We start from the raw sequence: 23,101 nt of genomic DNA, 5'->3' as shown, positions 1-23,101 counted from the left end.
GTGGGAGCGGTGGTCGGCCGAGCGGTGGTCGGGGCAGCGGTGGTCGGGGCAGTGGTGGTCGGCGGATCGGTCGTCATGGCGCCGGCCTACGGCAGGCTCTTCGCCTCGTGCAGCTCGGTGACCAGCCGGATGGCCTCGTCCATGCGCTTCGCGCAGTGATCGACGTCGTCCCCCTCGACGAGGGCCCAGGCGACGGCGATGGAAGTGGTCTTGAGCTCCTTCATGACCTCGCCCACGGGCGCCTTCATCCGGACGTGACGCACCCCGGGCAGGCTCTCCAGGTCCTCCTGCGTCACACCGTTGCGGAAACCGGACTTGACCGGCAGGCACACGAAGCCCATGACGCCGGTGGGTTCGAAGGCGGGCGCCGGCACGGGCGCGTCGATGTGGACGAGGGCGTGTGCCGCCCAGAGGCTGACCCCGACGGTGTGCTGTGCGCTGATGCTGACCAGGCCGCCGGCCGGGCGCCAGGCGAGCTCACCGGCGACGAACCGGCCCGGGCCACCGAACACTTCGAGGTGGAAGACGGTGTTGCGGCCGCCGAGCGCCGACCGGCAGCGTTCGGCGAAGGCACGGGCCTCCTCGTAGAGTTCCGGGTACGCCTTGGGCGGGAGCGCGATCGAACGGAACGGGTTCCCGTTCTTCGCCTCGATGCACGGGTTCACGTCGCGCGACACCATGAAGGTCTCGATCCGGCCGTCGACGACGACGCCGTCGAAGTGCCACTCGTCCCCCGACTGCCACTCCTCCACCATGAAGGCGTCGAGTTCCGGCGTGGCGGTCAGCCGGTCGAACAACTCCTCGGCGGTTTCCGCCCGGAAGACGAGATGGGCGCCGCCGTCGGCCGTCGGCTTGACGATGTAGGGGGGAGCGAGGTCCCCGAGCGCGTCGCGGAACCCGGCGACCGAGGTCGGCCGCTCGGGGAACACCACGAACCGCGCCGTCGGTACGCCGTGCCGCTGCCAGAGGGTCTTCTGCAGCGGCTTGTCGCGACCGGCGAGCGCCACCCGGGCGTCCATCGGCTTCCGGCACCCGAGGATGTCGTTGAGGATGGCGGCGGTGGTCACCGCGAACTCGTGCCCCGAGACGACGACGTCGACCTGGTCGGCGACACCGAGGTGGATCAGGGCGGCCCAGGCGAGTTCCGGCCGGTCGAAGGAGGGGAGGAACGCGCGGTGCGTGATCAGGCCCTGGCAGGCCTCCATCACCACGCGGTCGTGCGCCACGTACAACACCGTGACGGTGTGGCCGAGGCGGGCCAGCTCCTCGATCGCTTCTTGTTCCGCACCTAGAAGAACGACGTTCACCTTGTACCAGATCCCTCGGTTCGACGGATGTGTCTGCTCAGCTCTGGTCCGCGCTGCTCTTGCCCGGGACTGCTCTGCGCTGTTCGGCGCCGCGCCGCGCTGCCCCGCTCAGCGGTCGAGATACACCGGAAGGGTGTCCAGGCTCCGCACGGTGGCGGTGGTGCGGCGGGTGGGCTCCGCCGCGAGGCGCAGCCGTACGCCCTCGTCGCTCAGCGCGTTGATCACCGCGGTGACGCTCAGCTTGCCGAACTCGGAGCCGAAGCAGGCGTGCGGCCCCGAGCCGAAGCCCAGGTGCGGGTTCGGCCGGCGGTCCAGGTTGATGTCCTGCGGGTCGGCGAAGACCCGGGGGTCGCGGTTGGCGGCGGCGAGCAGCGTCACCACGTTGTCGCCCGCCGCGATGCGGGTGCCCTCGATCAGGGTGTCCGCGACCGCGATCCTGCTGGTTCCCTGCGCCGGCCCGTCGTACCGGATCAGCTCGTCGACGCCGGTCGCCGAGCGGGACGGGCGGGACAGCTCCGGCAGCAGGTCGGGCACGGTCGCCAGCAGGTATGCCGCGTTGCCGACCATGGCGAAGATCGTCCCGTAGCTGGCGTTGAACATCATGGCGGCCGAGTTCCGGATGTAGTGGCTGCCGGAGAACTCCTTGTCCGCCCGCCGGATGAGGTTCGCGATCAGGCCGTTGTCGCCCTCGGGGCGCGGGAACCAGCTCTCGCCGAGGTCGTTCAGGCGCTTGCGCGCGGCATCTCCCTGCGGGATGTTCTCCGGCGCGAGGCCCGAATCCATCCGGAGCGCGATGCCGTGCGAGATCTCCGCGTAGTCCGCGTCGTCGGGTTCGGGGACGCCGAGCAGGGCCGCGGAGATGTGCAGGGCGAAGGGCGCGGACACGTCCGCCATCAGGTCGAACGGCTCGCCCGGCCGCTGGGCGGCCAGTCGCCCGCGCACGAAGTCGACCGCCTCGCGGAACAGCCGGTCCTTGTCCTGCGAGCGCATCGCGCTCACCAGGAGCTGGCGCAGCGGGTTCTGCTCCGGCGGGTCCATCATCTGCACGTTCTGGCGGAAGTCCGGGATCTTCTCCCCGACCCGGCTGGGGTCCCGCGCGAAGGTCGCGTGCTCGCGGAGCACGCGCACGCAGTCCGCGTGCCGGACGACCACCCACGCGCGCATGCCGGCATGCCAGTGGACGGGCTGCTCCTCAAGCATCCTGGTGTAGGTCGGATAGGGATCCCTGAGCATGGCCGGGGACAGCGGATCGTAGGTCGGGGTGGGGGTCACCAGGCTCCGCCTTCGTGTCATCGGGGTGGAGAACGCACGCCGCCGCGCGTTCGACGCGGGGCGGCGTGCGTCCGGTGTCTTTCACGAATTCCTTGTTCTCACTGCGGGATCACTCGACCCGGGGACCGGGCGTAGCTCACCGGTCCTCCGCCGTGTCTCAGTGGTTGTAGGACATGGACGTCACCCCCGTTCCGCGAGCAGTGGCACGAGCCGGGCAGGTGTCGGGTGCTCGGACGCGGCCCCGCGTGGCAGGTCCGCACCGAGCGCCGCGGTGTCTCAGTGGTTGTAGGACATGGACGTCACCCCCGTTCGGCGAGCAGTTGCACAAGTCCGGCAGGCGTCGGGTGCTCGAACACGTCACGGAGCGGCAGGTCGACACCGAGCCGCCCGTGAATGTCGTGCGCGACCCGTACCATGCCGAGTGAATGGCCGCCCCGTGCGAAGAAGTTCTGGTGGACGTCGGCCACCGGCACTCCCAGCACCTCGGCGAACACGTCGCAGACGGTCTGCTCCACCCCTTCGGCCGGCGGCCGGCCGGCGGACTCCTCGGTCAGCGCCGGCAGCGCCTTCCGGTCGAGCTTCCCGTTGGGAGTCAACGGCAGGGCCTCGACCATCCGGAATCCGGTGGGCACCATGTGGAGCGGCAGCGACTCGGCCGCGTGTCGGCGCAGGGCGGTCGGCGTCAGCGCCTCGGTCGCGGGCACGACGTAGGCGACCAGGCGGGTGGCCGGGGTGTGCTTGTTGACCGCGAGCACGGCGACCTGGACCACCTCATCGTGACCGCGCAGCACGGCCTCGATCTCGCCGAGCTCGATGCGGAAGCCCCGGACCTTCAGCTGGTCGTCCACCCGGCCCATGAACACGAGCTGCCCGTCGGCGCGCCAGCGCACCACGTCTCCGGTCCGGTACATCCGGCTGCCCGGCGGGCCGAAGGGATCGGCGACGTACCGGTCGGCGGTGAGGCCGGGCCGGTTGAGGTACCCGCGGGCCAGCTGCACCCCCGCGATGTACAACTCGCCGGCGACGCCCGGCGGTACCGGCTGGAGCCACCGGTCGAGGACGTAGGTCCGCATGTTGTCGACCGGTCGGCCGATCGGCGCCTCCTCCGGCCAGTCGCCGGGATCGGCGGGCAGGGCGAACGAGGTGGCCACATGGGTTTCGGTGGGGCCGTAGTAGTTGGCCAGCCGGCGGTCCGGCACGGCGCGGTGGAACGCCGCCAGTTCGGGGGTCAGCGCCAGGCTCTCACCGCCCTGGATCACGTGCCGCAACCGGGGCAGTTCGGTCCCGGCGGCCTGACTGATGTCGACGATCGCGGCGAGGACGAGGTTGGGCACGAAGACCTCGTCGACCTCGCTCTTCTCCAGCCACGTCACCAGCTTGTCGAGGTCCCGGCGGGTCTCCTCGTCCGGGAGCTCGACGCAGCCGCCGCGCACCGTGGCGATCAGGATCTCCACCAGCGCCACGTCGAAGCTGATCGACGAGAAGTTGGCGACCCGGTGGGTGGCCGCGCCGTCCGACGTCGCGGACACCCGCTCGTACCACCTGATGAGGTTCACCAGGGCGGAGCCGGGCATCACCACCGCCTTCGGCAGCCCGGTCGACCCCGAGGTGTAGATCATGTAGCAGGGGTGGGCCGGCAGCAACGGCGTGACCCGGTCCGCGTCCGTCAGGTTGCCGTCCGCCATGCCCTGCTCGTCGACCGGTCCGGTCAGCACGAGTTGGGGATCGCTGTCCTTGAGCATGAACGCCACCCGCTCCGGCGGGTACTCCGGATCGACGGGACAGTAGGCCGCGCCGGCCTTCAGCGTGCCCCACACCGCGACGATCAGGTCCACGGACCGGGCCATCGACAACGCGACGACCGACTCCGGCCCGATGCCGCGGCCGGCCAGGTGACGGGCGACCCGGTTCGCCCGCGCGTTCAGCTCGCCGTAGGTCAGTGCCGAATCCCCGCACCGCACCGCCACCGCGTCCGGGGTCGCGGCGGCCCGCACCTCCAGCAGTTCGGGCAGCGCGCTCTGCGCCACGTCCCTCGCCGTGTCGTTCCAGGCGGTGAGGACGTTCGAGAGCTCGGTCGCGGAGAGGATGGTGACGGCGCCGATGGTCCGGTCGGCGTCGGCCGCCATGGCCGTGAGCACGCGGACCAGCCGGGCCGCGATCGTCCGGGCGCTCGCGCGGTCGAACAGGTCGGTGTCGAACCGCAGGTCGCAGACGAGGCCTGCCGCCGTCCCGTCCGGCCCGTGGCGCGCGTCGACGTTCAGGTGCAGGTCGAACCCGGACGCTCCGAACCCGGGCGCTCCGAGGTCGGGCACGTCCGCGGTCGTGCGCAGCCCGGCCGGCCGCCATTCGACCGCGCGGGCTCCGGCGGTCACGAGGACCTGGCACAGCGGGTTCCGGCCCCGGACCCGTGCCGGATCGACGGCCCGCACGACGTGCTCGAACGGCACGTCCTGGTGCGCGAAGGCGGCCAGGTCGACCTCGCGAACCCGGTCGAGCAGCTCCGCGAAGGTGGGGTTTCCCGCGAGACCGGTGCGCAGCACGACCGTGTTCGCCACGAGTCCGACGACGTCTTCCGACGCCTCGTCGGAGCGCCCCGGGGTGAGCGTGCCGATCGGCACGTCCACGTCGCCGGTGAGCCGGCTGAGGAGCACGGCCAGCGCGGCCTGGACGATCATGAACATCGTCGTCCCGGTACGGTGCGACAGCTCGACCAGCCGTGCGTGCTCCTCGGGGGAGACCTCGAAGCGCACCGAGCCCTCGCCGCGACTCGGCGTCGCCGGACGCGGGCGGTCGAACGGCAGCCCGATCTCGCCGCCCAGCCCTGACAACGTCTCCCGCCAGAAGGCCAGTTGCCGCGCCGCGAGGCTGTGCGGATCCGACGCGTCACCGAGGCGCCGCAGTTGCCGCAGCACGTGGTCGGCGTACTGCACGGGCGGCTTCGCCCAGTCGGGGGCGGTGCCCCGGCACCGTGCCTCGTACGCCAGGGTGAGATCGCGGCCGAGCGGGGCCATCGACCCGCCGTCGCAGGCCGTGCGGTGCAGTGACAGCACCAGGACGTGGTCGTCCGCGGCGATCCGGAACAGGCCGGCGCGGACGGGTATCTCCGTCGCGAGGTCGAAGGTGTGCGCCGCGGCGGCGGCGACCTCCCGCTCCAGGGCGGAGGGTGCGACGGTGCGGGTGTCGAGAACCGGGCGGGCGTCCGGAAGCACGCGTTGGACCGGCACCCCCGCCACGGGCACGATCACGGTGCGCAGGCTCTCGTGACGCAGGACGACGTCGGTCAGTGCCGCTTCGAGCGCGGCCCGGTCCAGTGCGCCGTGGAGCCGCAGGACGAGCGGGATCTGGTGGGTCGACGTGGTGCCGTGCACCCGGTCGAGGAACCAGAGGCGGAACTGGCCGGAGGAGACCGGCAGCGGATCCGGCCGTCGCAGGGGTCCTGACTGCTCCGGCTCGGCCAACGGCGCGATGTCGTTCAATACTGCTCCTCTTCGGTGCGTTCTCGGACACCGTCAGCGGTTCCCCGTGTCCCCACCGGGCGGATCGCCCACCGTTGGAGAGTCGCACACGACGACGATCGGTTCGAGTGGTCGACGAATGATTCCGGTCAGGAGAACACACGGAACACTCCACCAGCCTGGTGCCAGCGGCTTTGCTCGAGTTCCGGGCTGTCACCGCAGTCACGCCCGCCACGCGCTCCCCGCCGTGCTGGCCGGTCAGGAACACGAAAGGGCGAAGGCGAACGGGACTTGTCCGGCCTCATACTGGCCGAGATTCGTTGTCGACCGGCATCCGTTCTCACATCCCCCCCTCGGACCCGCCAACACATGGTGATACGCCCCCCACTGCTACGGTCACCAGGCACGATCCCGCCGCGATGACCGTCCCGCGGCCGCGGTCACACTCCCGCCCAACTGGCCTCGCACCATGACAAATTGACGGAGCGCGCGTGGATGGCCCGGCGAACGGGCCGGGTGGCCCCGCCGGCGGGACCACCCGAACTCCCGCCGTAGTCACCGGCCCCCCGGCCCAAGAAGATCCATAATCGGCCCGACGTTGATCGACAACCTCATCGCCGGGCCCGGCGAATGCCCCGGCCGTGCCGTGGCGTCACCCCGAAGCGAAAGCCCGGAAGCGCTCTGCCGGCAGCCCGGACCCGTCGGGAGCTTGTACACGCCCTGGCTTGGTGCGAGACTGGCGCGGCCACGGAAGTCGCGATTAGGGGGTCGCATTGAACGTCCCAGAGAGCGTCCGCGCGGAGTACGAGGAGCAGGGCTTCAGCATTATCCGCGACGTCATTCCGAAGGATTTACTGGAGGAGATCAGGGCCCATGTCGGCTGGCTCACCGATCGCTATCCGGACCTCCGCCCGGAACATCTCCACCATCCGCTGATACGCAATGACGCATTCTGGGTGAGACTCGTCTCCGACCCCCGGCTGGTGGATATCGCCGAATTCTTCCTCGGCCCGGACGTCGCGTGCTTCACGGCGCACTACATCTGCAAGCCCCCCCAGGACGGCCAGCCGGTGCTCTGGCACCAGGACGGTTCCTACTGGAACCTCGACCCGATGCGCGCACTCACCGTCTGGCTGGCCGTCGACCGGTGCACCACCGAGAACGGCTGTCTGCGGGTCATCCCCGGCAGCCATCGCATGCCGCTCCACGCGCCGGTCCGCTCGGTCGACTCGCCGAACATGCTGTTCTCGGTCTCCGAGGAGGAGCTGGTGCGGGAGTGGTCGGAGCGCAACGGTGTCGTCGACATCGAACTCGACCCGGGCGACGTCGAGATCCACCACCCGAACATCCTGCACTGCTCGGGGCCGAACACCTCGCCGCGCCGCCGCTGCGGGCTGGACATCGGATACATTCCGGCGACCACCAGGATCACCAGCGACGGCCTCTATCTGAATCCGCTCCTGGTGCGGGGCGAGCCCGTCGCCGGAATCAACAGCTACCGGCGGTATCCCTCCTATGTTCCGGAGGAGACGATCCCGTTCGCGGGCATGGAGAGCTGGGGCGAGGAGATCGCGGCCCGCAACGCCAGGAACTCCGACGAGGCCGCCGATCCGGAGACGCCGCTCGACGCCACCCACCGGATGATCGAACGGCTCCACGAAGGCACCGTCAAGCGGTGAACCCGACTCTGTGGCACAGGAGTCGGTCGAGGCGGTGTCCGGCGGCGCCGGATCCTCCCCGGACCGCCCGGGCGCCCTCCTGCGGGTCGATGTCCGCGCGCAGGAGGGCGGTTGACGGGTGATCGGGCCGCTCGCCCCCGTGGGTCCGGGGCGCTACGAGGCCGGCGTCGCCGGCTGTCCCTCCGCCCGCATGGCGCGGACTTCCCGGCTCAGCAGCGGCAGCAGGCACAGGGCGATGTAGGCGACTCCGCAGGCGAGTACGACCTCGCGCGCCCCGTACGCCGCGGCGAGCGGCCCCACGGCGAGCTGCGAGAGCGGGATCGCCACGAAGGACAGCAACTCGTCGTAGGCCGCGACCCGCGACAACGACTCCGCGGGGACGGCGGCCTGGAGCGTCGTCTCCCAGCCGATGGACGCCACGGTGAGGCCGAGCCCCCCGACGAAGGCGGCCGCCGACACGATCCACGCGTTCCCGGTCAGACCGACCGCCAGCAGTGGTAAGCCCGCCAGGGTCCCCCAGACCGCGCCGTCACGCAGCGGCCGGCGCAGGACCACCTTGACGGCCACGACACTCATCACCAGGAGCCCGATCGCGCGTACGGTCTGCACGGTGCCCCAGCCCATGGCGCCGTCGTTCCCCGACACCACCTGCGCCCCCAGCACGTTCCACGGCCCGACGTTGGCGGCGTTGACCAGGGCGAACGAGATGGTCATGATCACCACCCAGCGCATCGACCGGAAGGTGGCCCAGCCGTCGAGGAGGTCGTGCCAGAGCGGCTCGCGCGCCGCGGGCGGCCGGCTCTCTGCCGGGATGCGCGTGAAGGCCGCGGCGGCGAGGAGGTAGGAGGCCGCATCGGCCGCGAGGGCCCACCCGCCGCCGACCGTGGCCACCAGGACGCTGGCGATCATGGGACCGATGATGCGCACGGTGTTCTGGCTGCTGGCCAGGAGGGCGTTGGCGCGCTGGAGGTCCTGCCGCTCGACGAGTTCGGGCACGATGCCGCGGAGCGCGGGCTGCGAGAACGCGTTCACGACGCCGCCGACGAGGGCGAGGCCGACGAACGCGACGAGGTGGTAGCGATCCGTGATCAGCAGGACGGCCATCGTGGTCATCACGGCCGCGGTGCAGAGGTTGGACAGGAGGAGCACGGTCCGCCGGCTCACCCGGTCGGCGACCGCGCCGCCCAGGAGCAGGAGCACGAGAGTGGGGATCATGTTGGCGGCCAGGACGATGCCCAGATCGGCCGCCCTGCCGGATGCCTGGAGCACGGAGAGGGCGAGCGCGACGGTGGTCATGGACGAGCCGGCCAGGTCGACGGTCCGGCCCACGAAGAACCAGCCGAACCGGCCCTTCAGGAGGCGTTTCGTCGGGGTTGGAACTGATGTCACGGTATCTGTCACGCGGACAATATCGAGCCCGGTGGGGGGCCGGGTGAATCCTTGCGACAACAGTCGCAACAACCGCCCGGCGTCCCCGCGGTGGGGGAAGCCGACGACGGGAAGGCCGCGCCGGCGGCGCGGCCGGACCCGCCCGGCCCATGGCGCCGACCTGTCCGGAACTCATGACCTCCGATGCGCCGTCGTCCGGCCGGCGCCCGTCCGCGAGCGCGGACGCGTTCTGCTCCGGACCGGTCGGCGGCGGCGCCGGCGCTCCACCGGAAAGGCCCGTCACCAGCCACGAAACCACGTCCGCGACGAATCGTGAGCGGAACTGCCGCCGCTGCCCCGGATCCCGGCGGACCACCGAATCGCGGCGAATCCGTATCGATCTCGGCGGCCGCCGGACTTGTACGCCAGTACAGAACTGGCAATTTCTGCTCCGTGGGCGTCTCTTGACACCGAAGTGAAGACCGGGGACTCTGATCACCGGAGCAACATATTGGTGCGTTTCCAGCTGTCGCACGGCCGACTGCCGCTCAGGAGAACGCGCGCGTTGCGGGGGTTCACGGCTCATGTCCGGTATGGACATATCCGCCGCACTCCGGCAGGTCGCACCGCTCAGGGCGGTTTCCCCTGGTGCCACACAGGGTCATGGCAAGGCGTTCCCTCGGACCGCCCGTGGACAGCGAGACTTCCGGCGAAAAGGGACACCTTGAATCCGACCGAAGCCAGGCTGGCAGAGATCTGGCGTACCGTACTGGGAATATCCGAAGTGGGTCGCGAGGACGACTTCTTCGCCATCGGCGGTGACTCCCTGCTGATGGCCAAGGCCGTCGGCCACATTCGGCGGACCTGGCTCATCGAGATCAATCTTCGGGACCTCATCGAGCGCCCGGTGCTCTCCGAACTCGCCCACTGGGTCGACCAGCGGGCGGCGGACGTCCCCGCGGCGTCGCACGCCGAGCGCGACTGACCCGGATCGGGCGGCAGGCGGGCCTTCGGCCCCACGGCCTGGGCGCCCGCGCGGAGACAGGGAACGACCCCGAGGCACGCCGAGCGAAAGGTCCTACGATGAAGTCGGTCGTGTTTGTCGACCTGCCGACCTACGAGAACATGCTTCCGCTTGCCGCCGGATACATGCAGGCGTACGCGCAGAACGACCCGAAGCTCAGGGCTTCCTACCGCTTCGAGATCGCCTCGTTCCCGGCCGCCATGGACCGTGGGCGCATCCTGGGCGAACTCCTCTCCCGGGAAGCGGACGTCTACGCCATCGGGTGCTACATCTGGAACTCGAAGCTCGTGCAGTGGCTGCTGCGGGAACTGATCTCGAAGCGCCCCGACGCGCACTTCCTGCTCGGCGGTCCCCAGGTGATGAAGAACGCCCTGCGTTACCTGCCCGAACCCGTCGACCGGGTCTACGTCTGCAACGGCGAGGGAGAGCTGACGGTCCACGGGCTGCTCACCCAACTCGCGGCCGACCGGGCCGACCTGAGCCTCGTCCCCGGCCTGTCGTACTGGGAGGCCGGCGAGCTGGTGACGACGGAGGCGGCTCCGCGCGTCAAGAGCCTGACCGAGATCCCGTCACCGTTCCTCACCGGCGTCTTCGACGGGCACGAATTCAGCTTCGCGATCATGGAGACGAACCGGGGGTGCCCGTTCCGTTGCAGCTTCTGCTACTGGGGGGCCGCCACCAACGACAAGGTGCACAAGTTCGAGGTGGACCGCATCAAGGCCGAGCTCGACTGGATCACCGACCACGGGTTCGCCGGGCTCTTCATCGCCGACGCCAACTGGGGCCTCGCCCCGCGGGACGTCGAACTGAGCGAGTACCTGGTGGAACGCAAGAACCTGACCGGATTCCCGTTGATGGTGAACATGGCGGCGGCCAAGAACAAGCCGGACCGCATGGCCGAGATCACGGAGATCTTCGTGCGCGGCGGGCTGATGGCCGCCCAGCCGATCTCCCTGCAGAGCCTGAGCCCCGAAGCCCTCAAGATGGTCGAGCGCCAGAACATCCGGCAGGAGACGTACACCAGTCTGCAGCGGACGCTGCGCGAGAAGGGAATCAGCTCGTACGTCGAGCTGATCTGGCCGCTCCCGGGGGAATCGTACGGCTCGTTCAAGGAGGGCGTCACGAAACTGTGCCGGTCCGATGCGGACACCCTCATCATCTATCCGCAGCTGCTCCTCAACAACACCCCCATGTTCGGCCGGCAGGAGGAGTTCGGGCTCCAGGTGGAGTCCGCGCCCAGCGAGATCGCCGAGGCGGACGTGGTGGTCGCCACCAAATGGGTTTCCCGTCGTGAGTGCGAGGACGGGTTCTGGCTCTACTACGCGATTCACTGCCTGTACAACATGCGGGGCCTGCTGCTGGTCTCCAGGTACCTCGACCGGCAGGGCGTGGTGTCCTTCGGGGACCTCTTCGCCTCGTTCGCCGAATACCTCAAGAAGGGCGACGGCGAGATATGCGACTTCATCTCCCGGTCGATCGAGAACCTCGCGAACTATGACCTCATGAACACCGGTATCACCGCCCACATGATCCTGAGTTCGCACCGCGACGAGTTCGACCGGTTGCTCTTCGATTTCGTGAGCGGCCAGGAGTGGTGGGCCGATCCGGTGGCGCGCACGGCATTCGAGATGGATCTGCTGGTCCGGCCCTACGTCTACCGGGAGCCGTTCCGGCTGCCTTCCGTCGGATTCCGGGAGGTCGAGCCGGAGGCCGTGGACGACTACGCGGTGCAGGTGCGCCTGCCGCAGGGCCTGGCCGAGTTGGTCGCGGTGTTCGAGGACGGCGGGACACCGGCGGTGGGGAACGACGAGGGCACCGGCGGGACGACCGTGCGGATCGACCACCGGGGCCGGCAGAAGGTGCCCTACATGGCGCGCCGCAGTCTGGAGCACAACGCGAACTACTGCCAGGGCATCGTCCTGCGGTTCCGTGAGGTGCTCCCGACCCTGAGCCGCGTCAGGACCGAGTCGATCTCCAGCAGGTGATGTCGATTCCCGGCAGGTGACGTCGATCCCCGGCAGGTGACGGAGTGCAGCGACAGGACGGAGCGTCCATGGAAACCCCAGCGGACAACGGCAAGGCCGGCGCGGCGGACCCCGCGGACGTCGCGGAGGCGCTCGTCGACTGGCTGCGCGGCGAACTCAACGACGGGAACATCTCGGCTTCGGACAACTTCCTCGACGTCGGCGGCTACTCGCTGTTGTTCTCGAAGCTGAACAGGTTCCTCGGCGCGACATACGGCGTGGCCCTCGACATCCGGACGACCTACACCGAGCCGCTCGACGTGGCCGTGACGAAGATGCAGCCGGCGGAGAAGCGGTAGAGACGATGGAGGGGAAGGACATGAGCAGCTCCGAACGCACGGATTTCTCGCTCACACCCGACGAGTTGGCGTCGTTCCACCGGAGCGGCTTCCTCGGACCGGTGACCGTCTACGGCGAGGACGAGATGGACCGGATCTGGAGGACGGTCCAGCGCGAGTCCCTGGACCGGTCGCGGGCCGCGTACCCCGAGGCCGCGGGCAGCGGGGCCGGGAACATCGTCAACTACGACCGCCACCTCGACATCGACGTGCTGGCCCGGCACGTGCTGAACCGGAAGATCGTGGACCGGGTGGCGTCCATCCTCGGCCCGGACGTGCTCTGCTGGCGCACCGAGTTCTTCCCCAAGTACCCCGGGGACGAGGGCACCGACTGGCACCAGGCGGACACCTTCGCGAACGCCAGCGGCAAGCCCCAACTGCTGTGGCCCGGAGAGTCCGAGACCGAGTTCGGGGCGGGCACGCTCACCGTGTGGACCGCCTTCACGGACTCGACCCGTGAGAACGGCTGCCTGCAGATCATTCCCGGCACCCAGCACGAGCGGAACTACGACGAGACGCGGCGCATGGAGTACGACGCGCAGCGCATCAACACCGAGGTCAAGAACGGTGTCAGGCGGGGGTTCTTCGGGTACGACTACCGCCAGCTCCAGGTCGATCCCGACTGGCGGCCGAGCGAGGAGGACGCCGTCCCCCTGGTGATGAAGAAGGGCCAGAGCGTCATCTTCTGGTCGACGCTGATGCACGCCTCGCTGCCGAACAGCACCGAGGACAGCTACCGGATGGGGTTCGCCTGTCGGTACGTTCCGACGAAGGTGCGGATCTACCCGGACACGGATCACATCGAGGAGTACGGCGGTGCCATCTCCCTGGAGAAGTGGGCGGCCGTGCTGGTGAGCGGCGAGGACACCTTCGCCCACAACAGGATCGCCAAGGACGGCCGGTACGGCGGGCGGCGCGTCGGGTAGGCGGCCCGGGGCCGGGCGATTCCCTTGATCGCGACGGTCGTCGTAGGCTGTCACGCCGTGACCCTCTTGCGCTTCGGACCGGACGCGTTGCAGGCGAGCCGGTTCGCCGTGTCCCCGCTCGCCGAGACGCTCAGCGAGATCACCCTGCTGCGGCAGGCGTGGGACCGCAGGGTCACGGGCCCCCGCGTCGAGGCGTTCGGCCGCTGGCTGACCGCGGGCCCGTTCGTCGGCGGTCTGCTGCGGCTGGTGACGGCCACCAAGTACCTGCCCGACTTCGTGGCCATTCCACCGCCCGGGGGGCTCACCGGCAGCCTGGCCGACGAACTGGCGGCCATGCGCGCGATCGACGACCCGGCGGCACGCGCCATGCTCGCCGAGGCGCAGCGGTTCGCCTGGACCAGCGACGGGATCACCTGGGCCGAGGTCGACGGGATCACCCGCCGCACCGCCGACGTCTTCACCGACCTCTGGGCGCAGTTCGTGGAGCCGGACTGGCAGCGGCGCCGGGCCGTCATGGAACGCGACATCCGCCACCGGGCGGGCGTGATCGCGGTCAGCGGGTGGCGGCACGCGCTGGAGGGCATGGCGCCCGGCGTCCAGTGGGTCGGTCACGACGCGATCCAGTTCTCCACGCAGAACTACGCCGACCGCCACATCGGGAGCGACGGCCTCGTCTTCGTCCCGCACACCGGGCTGTCCGGCCAGTGGACCTGTGAGTCGCCCTCGCGGATCGCGTTCGTGTACCCGGCCAAGGGCGCCCTGGCCGCGGACTCGCGGGGAGACGGCGGGGTGGCCCGGCTGCTCGGTCGAGGCCGGGCCAGTGTCGTCGCCGAGTTGCGGATGTCGGCGACCCCGTCCCAACTGGCGGTCGTGCTCGGTGTCTCGCTCGGTACGGTCTCCGCCCACCTGGCGGCGCTGCGCGAGGCCGGGGTCGTGACCACCCGGCGGAGCGGTCGCGCGGTGTACTACGAGCTCACGCCGGTCGGCGACGAGCTCGCCCGTCTCGTCACGGCCGACGGCGGGGCCGGGCCGGTCGGCCCGGCGGCCGCGGAGGCGGGCCGCTGAGGAGGCCGCGCGGTCACGGCGCCGGCGCCGGGCCGGCGGGTACGCGGACCCGCCAGCCGTCCGTCTCCGCGGGTCAGTCGTCGCCGAAGTCGAACGCCGCGGTGACGGGTGCGTGGTCGCTCCACCGCTCGGCGTGGGTGGCCGCTCGTTCGACGCGGGCCTCGACGCACTTCTCCGCCAGGCCCGGGGTCGTCACGATGAGGTCGATCCGCCGGCGGACGACGCCCTTCCGTCCAAGGTCCACCCGTTCGGGGGGCGTCGGTGAGGTGGCGAGGGGTCACAGCGTGGTCAGCTCGGTGAGGTCGGCGATCACCTCGGAGGCGATCACCGGGTCGAGCTCGGCGAAGGTCGGAAAGGTGCGGTTGTGGGTCCAGTAGTCGCCCGGTCGCCTGTCGAGCCACACCGTTTCCACCCGCTGCTCGGGGTAGGAGTCGAACATGCCAACGGCGATGCCGTCCTCCGGGGCGATCACCGCGTAGAGGTCGGGCCCGACCCGGCGGGAGAGCCACTGCTCGACGCCGTTGTCCTGGGGCTCGCCGCGCCGCCAGCCGCGCCGTTCCATGCCGACCAACCGGGTGGTGGGCAGCACCGGACCGTTCTCGAAGCGGGTGAGGCGGTGGCCGGCCCGCTCCTCGTCGGTCAGTGCGTACACTGGGCGGTCGAGCTGACGGAACGGCTGCAGGATGTCGTGGTCGGCGAACAGCTCCGACCAGTCGGCGAGGCCGTCGCCGAGCAGGAGCGGGTGTGCCAGCCGGACGGAGGCCGTGGCCGGCAGCGCGAACGCCTCGTCCCGGACGTCCGTCAGAGTGCGGTCCTCGGTGACGCGAAATGCCGTCACCGTGCCGTCCTTCTCGGACAGCCACACCAGGCGGCGCACCAGGTGCCACAGCAGCGGATGCCCGACGAAGAGCTGGTCGAACTCCTGCGCCGTCCACGAGCGTTGGGTGACCATTGCCTCTTCCAGACGGCGGACCTGATCCCCCGCCACCGTGCGGACGTCCTTCTTCAGCACGGCGAAACGCTTGCGCCCGGCGGGCGCCAGCTCGGCGTCGTCCCGCGCCCCCGGGGCCGGCAGGTCCTTGCGGCGCGCACCGGCCGCGTCCAGCACGTACGGCTTGAGCTGCTCGTCGAAGCCGACGGTGAACGTCCGGGTGCCGTAGTCGATGACGGTGGTCCCGTCGGCGTCCAGCCCGAAGTCAGGCACCAGACGGTCGGACAGCTGCTCCCCGGTCAGGCCCAGACCGGCCGCCACCTCCGAAATCTTCTCCTGGGCCCGGGTCTTGAGCGCCTTGAACTTCACCCGCTGTGCGATGCCGTGAAGGTGCAGCAGCGCCGCGTCGGTGCCGATGGCTGCCAGGACCTCCAGGCCGTCCACCGCCCGGTGGTGCGCCCCCTCGCCCGGCCAGGCGCGGAGCACCGGCGTCAGCCGGCGGACCGTCTCGTCGTCACCGAAGCGGCCGAGCACGTGCAGCGCCCACCCGTCCTGGGCCGGCATGCCGGCCAGCCGCCACTGCTCGAACACCGCCCAGCAGAACTCCGCCAGCGACCGCGGCTCGCACAGCCGGGCCACCTCGTCGAGGCCCGGGTAGAACGCCCCGGGCGCGGACAGCGCGAGCATGGTGAGCACGTGCCGCACCGCCTCGGCGGGAAGGGCGCCCTCGCCGCCGCGCAGCAGCAGCTGCGGCAGCATCACCGGCTGCGCCCAGTCGCAGGGCGGGGGCAGCTTCGCCGGGAGCGCGGTCACCAGCGAGTCGGCCGACAGCAGCGCGCCCACGGCCTCCTCCGCCGTCGGCCCGAACTCGGCGGCCACCGCGCAGACCGCCGCCGCGCCGTGCGCCTCGGCGACCACCCGCAGGGCCTGCTCGGCGCCGAGCCGGGCCGCCCCGGCCTTGCCGAGCGCGGCGGGCACCAGCAGCCGGGCCGCATCCACGCCGTGCCGGACGAACCAGGAACGCGCGGTGCTCCCGGCCGACTTGAGGCGCACCAGCCAGTCCGTCATGGTCTCGGCCACCTGGGCGTCCAGGTACGGAAGGAGCAGGGGCGCGTGCGTGGCCGGGTTCCCCACCGCGGCGGCCCGGATCGTTTCGACGGCGTCCGTCCCGAATCGGGCGGCGACCCGGCGCAGGGAGTCCCCGGAGTGCCAGATGCGCTCTCCGGCGCGCCACCGCGCGAGCAGGGGCCGGGCCAACTCCTCGTCGCCGTAGGCGAACAGTGCGAGCTCGGCGTGCTGTCCGCCGTGGAGTCGCGCGTTCTCGGGCTGCCCGATCCTGGCCCGGATCGTGGCCGCGACCCGCTGCCAGTCCTCGTCCGACCAGCTCGTGTACCAGGACTCGGAGTTCGCCGCCCACGCCTCGCGCTCACCGGGCAGCCAGCGCATCTGCGATTCCTGCGGCACGGCGAGGCCGGTCAGCACGCGGGGCTTGCCGGCGGAGCGCGGCCGAGTCCACGGCGGGCTGGTGAAGAGCTCCGGCAACGAGTCGGGGCCGACCTCCGCCACCCGCCCGCCAAGGTCGGTGAGCGGCTCGACCAAGGCCGCCTGCTCCGGCGTCAGCTCCGGCAGCAGTTCGAGCGCGGTCGTGCGGTGGACGGCGACGTGGCCGGTGAGGAGCTGCCGGGCGAGCTGCTGCACGGCCGGGTCGACGGAGGCCACCGCGGCCTCGGCGAGCAGGCGCACCGCACGCCGGGGGAAGCGGCGCAGACCCGCCAGGAGGGCAGCGCGGGTTGACTTGATGCCGTCCTGCTGGGCCAGCAACCCCCGGAAACCCTCGTCGGAGGGGAGCTCGGCGAGCGCGTCCAGGATCCGCTTCCTGCCGTCCTTGTGGTGGTAGCTGGTGGTCAGGTCGTGCAGCATCACCGGTGCCAGGTCGCCGCCGAGGCCCTCCGCCACGGTCGCGATGATCTCGGTGGACCACCCGTCGTAGCCCAGGCTCGGCAGCGGGGGGAGCTTCTCCAGCGGTTCCGCCGAGGAGAGCGAGCACAGCAGCATCGACCACTCGACGACGGCCAGCCGGGAGCCCGACGCGACGCAGTCGTCGACCCAGGCGGTCTCGGACGGCACCAGGTACGCCGCCACCACCAGGCGGGTCAGGCTGTTGCGGCAGTCCGCCAGGGCCTCCACCGCCGCGCGGTGGGTTTCCTCGTCGCAGGCTGCCAACAGCGACCGGACCCGGTCCGCGGCGGGGCGGTACGCGCCCTGCCTCTGGTCGGACCCGCGCCGGACACGGGGGTGGACGGACCGCTGGTGGATCCAGTCGGTCTCGACGGCCGTCGTGAACAGCTCGGCGGTGGCCCTGGCCGCGAACGGAAGGCCGAACTCCGCCACCCAGGCGTCCACGGCCACACGGACCCCGTTGTTGCTGCGGTACGAGAACACGGAGGCGAGCACCGCCGCACCGAGCGGGTCCCGGCAGCCGGACTGGTGGGCGCGGGCGGCCGCGACCAGCTCCGGGTCACTGCGCTCCGAGGTGAGCGTCTGCTCCAGCCAGTCCCCCATCTGGCGCAGCCCGTCGCGGTACGAGGTCACCGGGTCCTTCCCCTGCGCGGACGGCTTCCGGGGAATGCCGCCCCGGCGCGGGACCAGGGCCCGACGCCAGGCGTCCGGCATGACGAAGACGTCCTCGTCCTCGGGACCGGGGGCCTCGGCCGTGGGCGACACGGCAGGCCCCGCCACGGGCACCGGAATCGCTGCCGCACCGGGCTCCGTACCCGCCCCCGCACCGATCTCGCGGTAGCCCTTGCGCTCCTTCGCGGCGACCGCCTTGGCGAAGTGCGCCTGCGCCTCGTTCACGGTCGGGAACGCCTTGACCTGCTCCCGTCCGTTCGTACCGGACCGCCCGTGCCGCACGGTCACCGCCGCACCGTCGACCGCGGCCTCCCAGAACTTGTCCGAGCCGCCCTCGACGAATTCCCAGCGCCGCACAGCGCCGCCCCTCTCCTCGAAACTGATGATCAGGAGACGAACGTTAGCGAGCCCCACCGACAAGTCCCCGGCCGACCGCCCCCGCACTCACCTCCCCGCCGAAGCCACCGTGCGCCGACGCCCCGTGCCTCAGTGAGCGTAAACACGTCCTGGACGTGTCGGCCGTCGTCGATCAGTGACTGGAGCCAGGTCTCGGCGTTGTCCTCCCGCACGACCCAGGTGTGGCTCAGGTGGAGGGGCGAACCACCAGATCGTCTCCCGGGCCGTGGTCGTCGGTTCCGGCACCACCGAGGACGGCGGCCGGGAGGTGCTGGGGCTGGTGGTGGGCGACAGCGAGACCGAGGTGTTCCGGGCCGAGTTCCTGCGCTCCCTGCAACCCGCCGGAGCGGATCAACCGCGAGACCAAGCGCCGCACCGACGTCGTTCCGGTCTTCCCCGACGACGACGCGCTCCTGCGCCTGGTCACCGCCGTGCTGTTCGAGATGCACGACGAATGGATCGCCTTCCCCCGCCGCTACCTGCCCGAGGGCGGCGTGGGCCAGATCTACCCCGCCGAACACACCCGCGACGAAGTACCGCCCTCCGCATGACCGTCACCGGCAGCACCAGGTGGGACCAGACGCGTCGCAGCGCAAGTCCCCCTGCCCCCGGCCGAGGCCGCCTGCCCTTCTGGGGAGAGCCGGTCAGTCCTTCAGAGCTGTTTGCACCACTGCCGCCGGCTGACGGCCGATCGGCCAGGACGTGACGAGCACCAGGCGTCCGACCGCCCATTCAAGCCAGTCGGCGTCGCCGAGCCGGTAGGCGTCGCCAGCCGCGACCGTCTGCGTCATCAGCTCGGCCAGGAGCAGGATATGCGTTGGCTTGTACCACTCGGCGTGCCGATCGAAGGTCAGCTTCCGGTCCTCGTACGGGTGGCGGAGGGTCATGCCGAGGTGGCCACCACCACGTCCCTTGAAGGGGCCGGGAAGGCCGCCGAGCACGCCCGTCAGCCCGAGCTCACCCTGATAGCCGGATCCCTTCGTTCCATGCCCTATCTGGATACTGATCCCCAGCATGACCCTGGACCAGAGGATCAACTCGTCCTCGGTGTCGCCGGCGTGTCGGACCATTCCCTCCGTGCGGAACTCCACCCGGCAACCGTCCGGCCGGCGGAAGTCTCCCACCACCCAGCGCCCTTGGACGAGTTCTAGCGGCCCGTAGGTCTTTCGCGCATCCCCCATGGACTCATTCGATCACGCCGCCGCACCGGATCGGAAGCCTGAGCCTTCGCGGACCCCTGAGGCCAGGAACCTTGCTCCATCGGAACGTCAGTACACAGGGACTCCACTGAATGATCCACTCTGGGAGTGCCGTGCGAATTCCGTTGCCGCTGGCCTGCACGGCGCCGGGAGGCAGCCCCGCCGGGTCGAATGCCGCACGTCGGGGCCGCCTCTTGATACTGCAGAACTACCCTTCTCCGCGGGTCAGTCGTCGCCGAAGTCGAATGCCGCGGTGACGGGTGCGTGGTCGCTCCACCGCTCGGCGTGGGTGGCCGCTCGTTCGACGCGGGCCTCCACGCACTTCTCCGCCAGGCCCGGGGTCGTCACGATGAGGTCGATCCGCCAGCCCGAGTCGTTGTCGAAGGCGCGGCCGCGGTAGGACCACCAGGAGTAGGGGCCGGTGCGGTCGGGGTGGAGGCGGCGGACGACGTCGACGTAGCCGGCCTCCTCGTAGACCCGGGTGAGCCAGGCGCGCTCCTCGGGGAGGAATCCGGCCGACTTCTGGTTGGCCTTCCAGTTCTTGAGGTCCTCGGGGCGGTGGGCGATGTTCCAGTCGCCGCACACCACGACCTCGCGGCCCTCGGCGGCGGCGCGGGTGCGGAGTTTGCCGAGGTGCACCAGGAACTCCGCCATGAAGCGTTCCTTCTCCTCCTGGCGTTCGGTGCCGGCTTCACCGGAGGGGAGATAGAGACTGGCCAGGGTGAGCCCCGGCAGGTCGATTTCTACATACCTGCCCGAATTGTCGAATTCTGCCGATTCGAATCCGACCACCGTACGCTCCGGCTGCTGCCGCGACAGCACGGCCACTCCCGCGCGGCCCTTGGCGGAGGACGGTGCCCAGACCGCGTGCCACCCCTCCAGGTCGCGCAGTTCCACGGGCAGCTGCCCGGGCTCGGAGCGCACCTCCTGCAGGCAGATCACGTCCGCCTCGGTGGCCGCCAGCCACTCGATGAAGCCCTTCTTGGCCGCCGCCCGGATTCCGTTCACGTTCACACTCGTCACCACGATCACCCGGGCAGCCTACCGAGCCCGGTGTCCGGTCCGGCGCCCGACGCGGTGGGGCGCCGTCCGTTTGTCGGCCTGTCGTGAACGCGGCATGAATCCGCGCGACATCGGCACCAACCGCCGTCATTGGTCTTGACCATCTCCCGACACAGCCCCTAGGGTCACTTACTGCAAAGACCTTTAATAAAGAAGGACGGATAAAGCCCGCTCTCCCACCTGCCGCAACAGCGGACAGCGGGCCGGGTCCGCCCTCCTTTCGGCAGGGCGGACAGAGCAGGGTGGAGGCCACGGTGGGAACGACAGGGCAGCTCACGGCGGTACCGGAACCGAAGTACTGGCACCTGCGCACGGTGCTGCTCCGCGCGATCGACACGGAGTTCTCCACCGGACAGGTCCTCCCCAACGAGCGCGAGCTCTCGGCCCGCTTCGGCGTGGCCCGGGCCACCCTGCGCCAGGCGCTCGACCAGCTGGAGCTGGAGGGCCGACTGGTCCGCCGCCGGGGCATCGGCACCCTGATCGCCGCCCCCCGGGTCGGCGTTCCGGTCAACCGCCACGAGGAGGGCTGGCCGGGCACCGCCCGCAGCCAGGCCTGGCGCACCGTGGACTGCACCACCGCCCCCGCCACCGCGCAGCTCGCCCAGGGCCTCGGCATCGCCGAGGGAGCCACCGTGCACACCGTGCGCCGGGTCCGGATGGTCCAGGGCAAGAACGTCGCCACCGAGTCGCTGCACGTACCGGCCTCCGCCCTGCCGCACCTGCCCGGCTTCCGCGCCGAGAGCGACCGGGCCCGCTCGGTGCTGCGCCAGCTGGAGCGCCTGGAGGTCGACGGCGAGTCCCGCTCGGTCGAGCTGGGCGTCGCCGAGGCCGAGCAGGCCGCCCTGCTGGAGCGTCCGCCGGGCTCGCCGGTGCTGGTGATGACCACCCAGTACGCGGCCGCCGGCCGACTGGTCGCGCTGGCCGTCTCCACCTACCGCGCGGACACCTGCAAGCTCACCTTCGGCGAGACCGGTCTGGTGGAGGTCACCCCCGTCAGCGCCGGCACCGAGGTGCGCACCGCCTCCTGAACCATCTGTCGCACACCCTCAGGCCCAGGCCCGGACGCCCCCGCAGGCAGCCGGGCCTGAGTCGTTCCCGGCGGCGCCGGCCCCGGTCGGACCCTGGCACCGGGTGCGGAGCCGCCGGTTCCGCAACCCGGACCGGGTGTCAGGCCCGGGCGGCGCCGCCGGTCGGCGGGTCGACGGCGAAGAGCTGCTCCTCCACCTGGTCCAGCGCCACCCGCAGGGCGCCCATCGCGACGACCTCCGAGCCGAGCGCCGCCAGCGCCACCTCGGGCGCGCGCAGGGTGAACTGGGCGAGGCGCTCGCGCAGCGGCTCCAGCACACCGTCGAGGCCGGCTGCCCAGCCGCCGACGACCACCAGCTGGGGGTCGATCGCCAGCACCAGGGCGGCCACGCTCTGCACCAGGCGGGTCAGGAAGCGGTCCATGGCGACCTTCGCCACCTCGTCGCCCTCGCGGGCGAGCCTCAGCACCCGGGCGACGGCCGCCTCGTCCAGCGGATTGAGCGGCTTGCCGGTGGTGGAGAGCAGCCGCTCGGGGGTGACCTCCTGGCCGAGCAGGTGCAGCGCGCCGATCTCGCCGGCCGCGCCGCCGTACCCGCGGTGCAGCCGGCCGTTGATGAGCGAGCCGGCGCCCGGGCTCAGACCGGCCATCACGAAGACGACGTCGTCCGCGCCGACCGCCGCGCCCTGCCAGTGCTCGGCGATGGCGGCCAGGTTGGCATCGTTCTCGATCATGACCGGGCAGCGGAAGGACCGGCGCAGCCGGGCGCCCAGGTCCAGGCCGGTCCAGCCGGGCATGGCGGTGCCGAGCTGGATGGTGCCGTCGCGGTCGACGATGCCGGGGGTGCCGACGCCGACCGCCCACAGGTTGTCGCGGGAGACGCCGGCCTTGCGCAGCACCTCCGCGACCGCGGTGCGGACGGCGCTCAGCCGCTCCTCCGCGTCCAGGGTCTCCTCGATCGGGCGGAAGTGACTGCCCACCACCTGGCCGGTGAGGTCGGCCAGCACGACCCGCAGGTCGTGCACGCCGATCTCGACGCCGAGGATGTGTCCGGCCTCGGCGCGGAACCGGAACCAGCGGGCCGGTCGCCCGCGCCGCCCGCCGCCCGGCTGGCCGCCGTTCTGGGGTTGGTCCACCTCGGCGACCAGGCCGGTCTCGACCAGGCCCTCGATCACGCCCTCCACCGTGGGCCGGGACAGCCCGGTGTCCCCGACCAGCTGAGTGAGGGTCACCGAGTGGCCGGCCCGCAGCGCCCGAAGCGTGACCGCCGCATTGATGCGCCGCAGCAGCGAGGAGTCTCCTCCGGTGAGCCGATCCGCCAAGATGCTGCCCTTCGCCGTTCGCGCGACAGCTCTGGCGCGCGGTGCCGAGTGCGCGGAGACCACCGAATGTCCCGCGAG

Annotated in this window: 15 protein-coding genes and 2 pseudogenes; 8 read left to right on the top strand and 9 right to left on the bottom strand. The window is 71.0% G+C overall.

Annotated features, from left to right (window positions below; genetic code table 11):
• Positions 1 to 86 precede the first annotated feature (86 nt).
• The 3 genes from OG618_RS06530 to OG618_RS06520 form a co-directional block, all read right to left on the bottom strand.
• Positions 87 to 1,307 (bottom strand): ATP-grasp domain-containing protein, encoded by a 1,221-nt coding sequence (locus tag OG618_RS06530; RefSeq protein WP_329486262.1) that lies wholly within the window; start codon positions 1,305 to 1,307, stop codon positions 87 to 89.
• A 108-nt stretch (positions 1,308 to 1,415) separates the two neighbouring features.
• Positions 1,416 to 2,579 carry a cytochrome P450 gene (locus tag OG618_RS06525; RefSeq protein WP_329486261.1) on the bottom strand — a complete coding sequence of 388 codons (1,164 nt, stop codon included), beginning with the start codon at positions 2,577 to 2,579 and terminating at the stop codon, positions 1,416 to 1,418.
• Between the two features lie 299 nt (positions 2,580 to 2,878).
• On the bottom strand, positions 2,879 to 6,055 hold the full coding sequence (locus tag OG618_RS06520) for a non-ribosomal peptide synthetase (protein ID WP_329486260.1): 3,177 nt from the start codon (positions 6,053 to 6,055) through the stop codon (positions 2,879 to 2,881).
• Positions 6,056 to 6,807: 752 nt separating this feature from the next.
• Between OG618_RS06520 and OG618_RS06515 the strand changes: the two genes are divergently transcribed.
• Positions 6,808 to 7,713 carry a phytanoyl-CoA dioxygenase family protein gene (locus tag OG618_RS06515; RefSeq protein ID WP_329486259.1) on the top strand — a complete coding sequence of 302 codons (906 nt, stop codon included), beginning with the start codon at positions 6,808 to 6,810 and terminating at the stop codon, positions 7,711 to 7,713.
• A 153-nt stretch (positions 7,714 to 7,866) separates the two neighbouring features.
• Here OG618_RS06515 and OG618_RS06510 read toward each other — a convergent pair whose 3' ends face one another.
• On the bottom strand, positions 7,867 to 9,102 hold the full coding sequence (locus tag OG618_RS06510) for an MFS transporter (protein WP_329486258.1): 1,236 nt from the start codon (positions 9,100 to 9,102) through the stop codon (positions 7,867 to 7,869).
• 454 nt (positions 9,103 to 9,556) lie between these two features.
• On the opposite strand from OG618_RS06510, the gene OG618_RS06505 reads away from it, so the two are divergent.
• The 5 genes from OG618_RS06505 to OG618_RS06485 all read left to right on the top strand — a co-directional run bounded on the left by OG618_RS06505 (position 9,557) and on the right by OG618_RS06485 (position 14,458).
• Positions 9,557 to 10,066 carry a phosphopantetheine-binding protein gene (locus tag OG618_RS06505; protein ID WP_329486257.1) on the top strand — a complete coding sequence of 170 codons (510 nt, stop codon included), beginning with the start codon at positions 9,557 to 9,559 and terminating at the stop codon, positions 10,064 to 10,066.
• 98 nt (positions 10,067 to 10,164) lie between these two features.
• Entirely contained in the window at positions 10,165 to 12,090 is a 1,926-nt protein-coding gene (locus tag OG618_RS06500; RefSeq protein ID WP_329486256.1) for a B12-binding domain-containing radical SAM protein, read from the top strand.
• 68 nt (positions 12,091 to 12,158) lie between these two features.
• Positions 12,159 to 12,428 carry a hypothetical protein gene (locus OG618_RS06495; RefSeq protein ID WP_329486255.1) on the top strand — a complete coding sequence of 90 codons (270 nt, stop codon included), beginning with the start codon at positions 12,159 to 12,161 and terminating at the stop codon, positions 12,426 to 12,428.
• A gap of 20 nt (positions 12,429 to 12,448) precedes the next feature.
• The gene (locus OG618_RS06490; RefSeq protein WP_329486254.1) at positions 12,449 to 13,393 is read left to right on the top strand and encodes a chlorinating enzyme; all 945 of its coding nucleotides are present in this window, start codon (positions 12,449 to 12,451) and stop codon (positions 13,391 to 13,393) included.
• 57 nt (positions 13,394 to 13,450) lie between these two features.
• Positions 13,451 to 14,458, top strand: coding sequence for an ArsR/SmtB family transcription factor (locus OG618_RS06485; RefSeq protein WP_329486253.1), 1,008 nt, complete (start codon positions 13,451 to 13,453; stop codon positions 14,456 to 14,458).
• Positions 14,459 to 14,531: 73 nt separating this feature from the next.
• On the opposite strand, the pseudogene OG618_RS06480 reads toward OG618_RS06485, so the two are convergent.
• Together OG618_RS06480 and OG618_RS06475 are read right to left on the bottom strand one after the other, a co-directional pair.
• Positions 14,532 to 14,669: pseudogene (locus OG618_RS06480) on the bottom strand (exodeoxyribonuclease III); the annotation flags it as partial.
• Between the two features lie 66 nt (positions 14,670 to 14,735).
• Positions 14,736 to 18,377, bottom strand: coding sequence for a DUF4132 domain-containing protein (locus OG618_RS06475; protein ID WP_329486252.1), 3,642 nt, complete (start codon positions 18,375 to 18,377; stop codon positions 14,736 to 14,738).
• 241 nt (positions 18,378 to 18,618) lie between these two features.
• Here OG618_RS06475 and OG618_RS38005 point away from each other — a divergent pair.
• Positions 18,619 to 18,967: pseudogene (locus OG618_RS38005) on the top strand (transposase); the annotation flags it as partial.
• A 93-nt stretch (positions 18,968 to 19,060) separates the two neighbouring features.
• Here OG618_RS38005 and OG618_RS06460 read toward each other — a convergent pair.
• Positions 19,061 to 19,507: a hypothetical protein gene (locus tag OG618_RS06460; RefSeq protein WP_329486251.1), complete on the bottom strand. Its 447-nt coding sequence runs from the start codon at positions 19,505 to 19,507 to the stop codon at positions 19,061 to 19,063.
• 333 nt (positions 19,508 to 19,840) lie between these two features.
• Entirely contained in the window at positions 19,841 to 20,647 is an 807-nt protein-coding gene (locus tag OG618_RS06455) for an exodeoxyribonuclease III (protein WP_329486250.1), read from the bottom strand.
• A 284-nt stretch (positions 20,648 to 20,931) separates the two neighbouring features.
• Between OG618_RS06455 and OG618_RS06450 the strand changes: the two genes are divergently transcribed.
• Positions 20,932 to 21,705, top strand: coding sequence for a GntR family transcriptional regulator (locus OG618_RS06450; protein WP_329486249.1), 774 nt, complete (start codon positions 20,932 to 20,934; stop codon positions 21,703 to 21,705).
• Between the two features lie 139 nt (positions 21,706 to 21,844).
• Here OG618_RS06450 and OG618_RS06445 read toward each other — a convergent pair whose 3' ends face one another.
• Positions 21,845 to 23,023, bottom strand: a complete 1,179-nt coding sequence (locus OG618_RS06445; RefSeq protein WP_329486247.1) for an ROK family protein — start codon at positions 23,021 to 23,023, stop codon at positions 21,845 to 21,847.
• Positions 23,024 to 23,101: the final 78 nt, after the last annotated feature.

The organism is Kitasatospora sp. NBC_01246, from assembly GCF_036226505.1.
Lineage (GTDB): Bacteria > Actinomycetota > Actinomycetes > Streptomycetales > Streptomycetaceae > Kitasatospora.
This window is presented reverse-complemented; position numbering and strand designations above follow the sequence as displayed.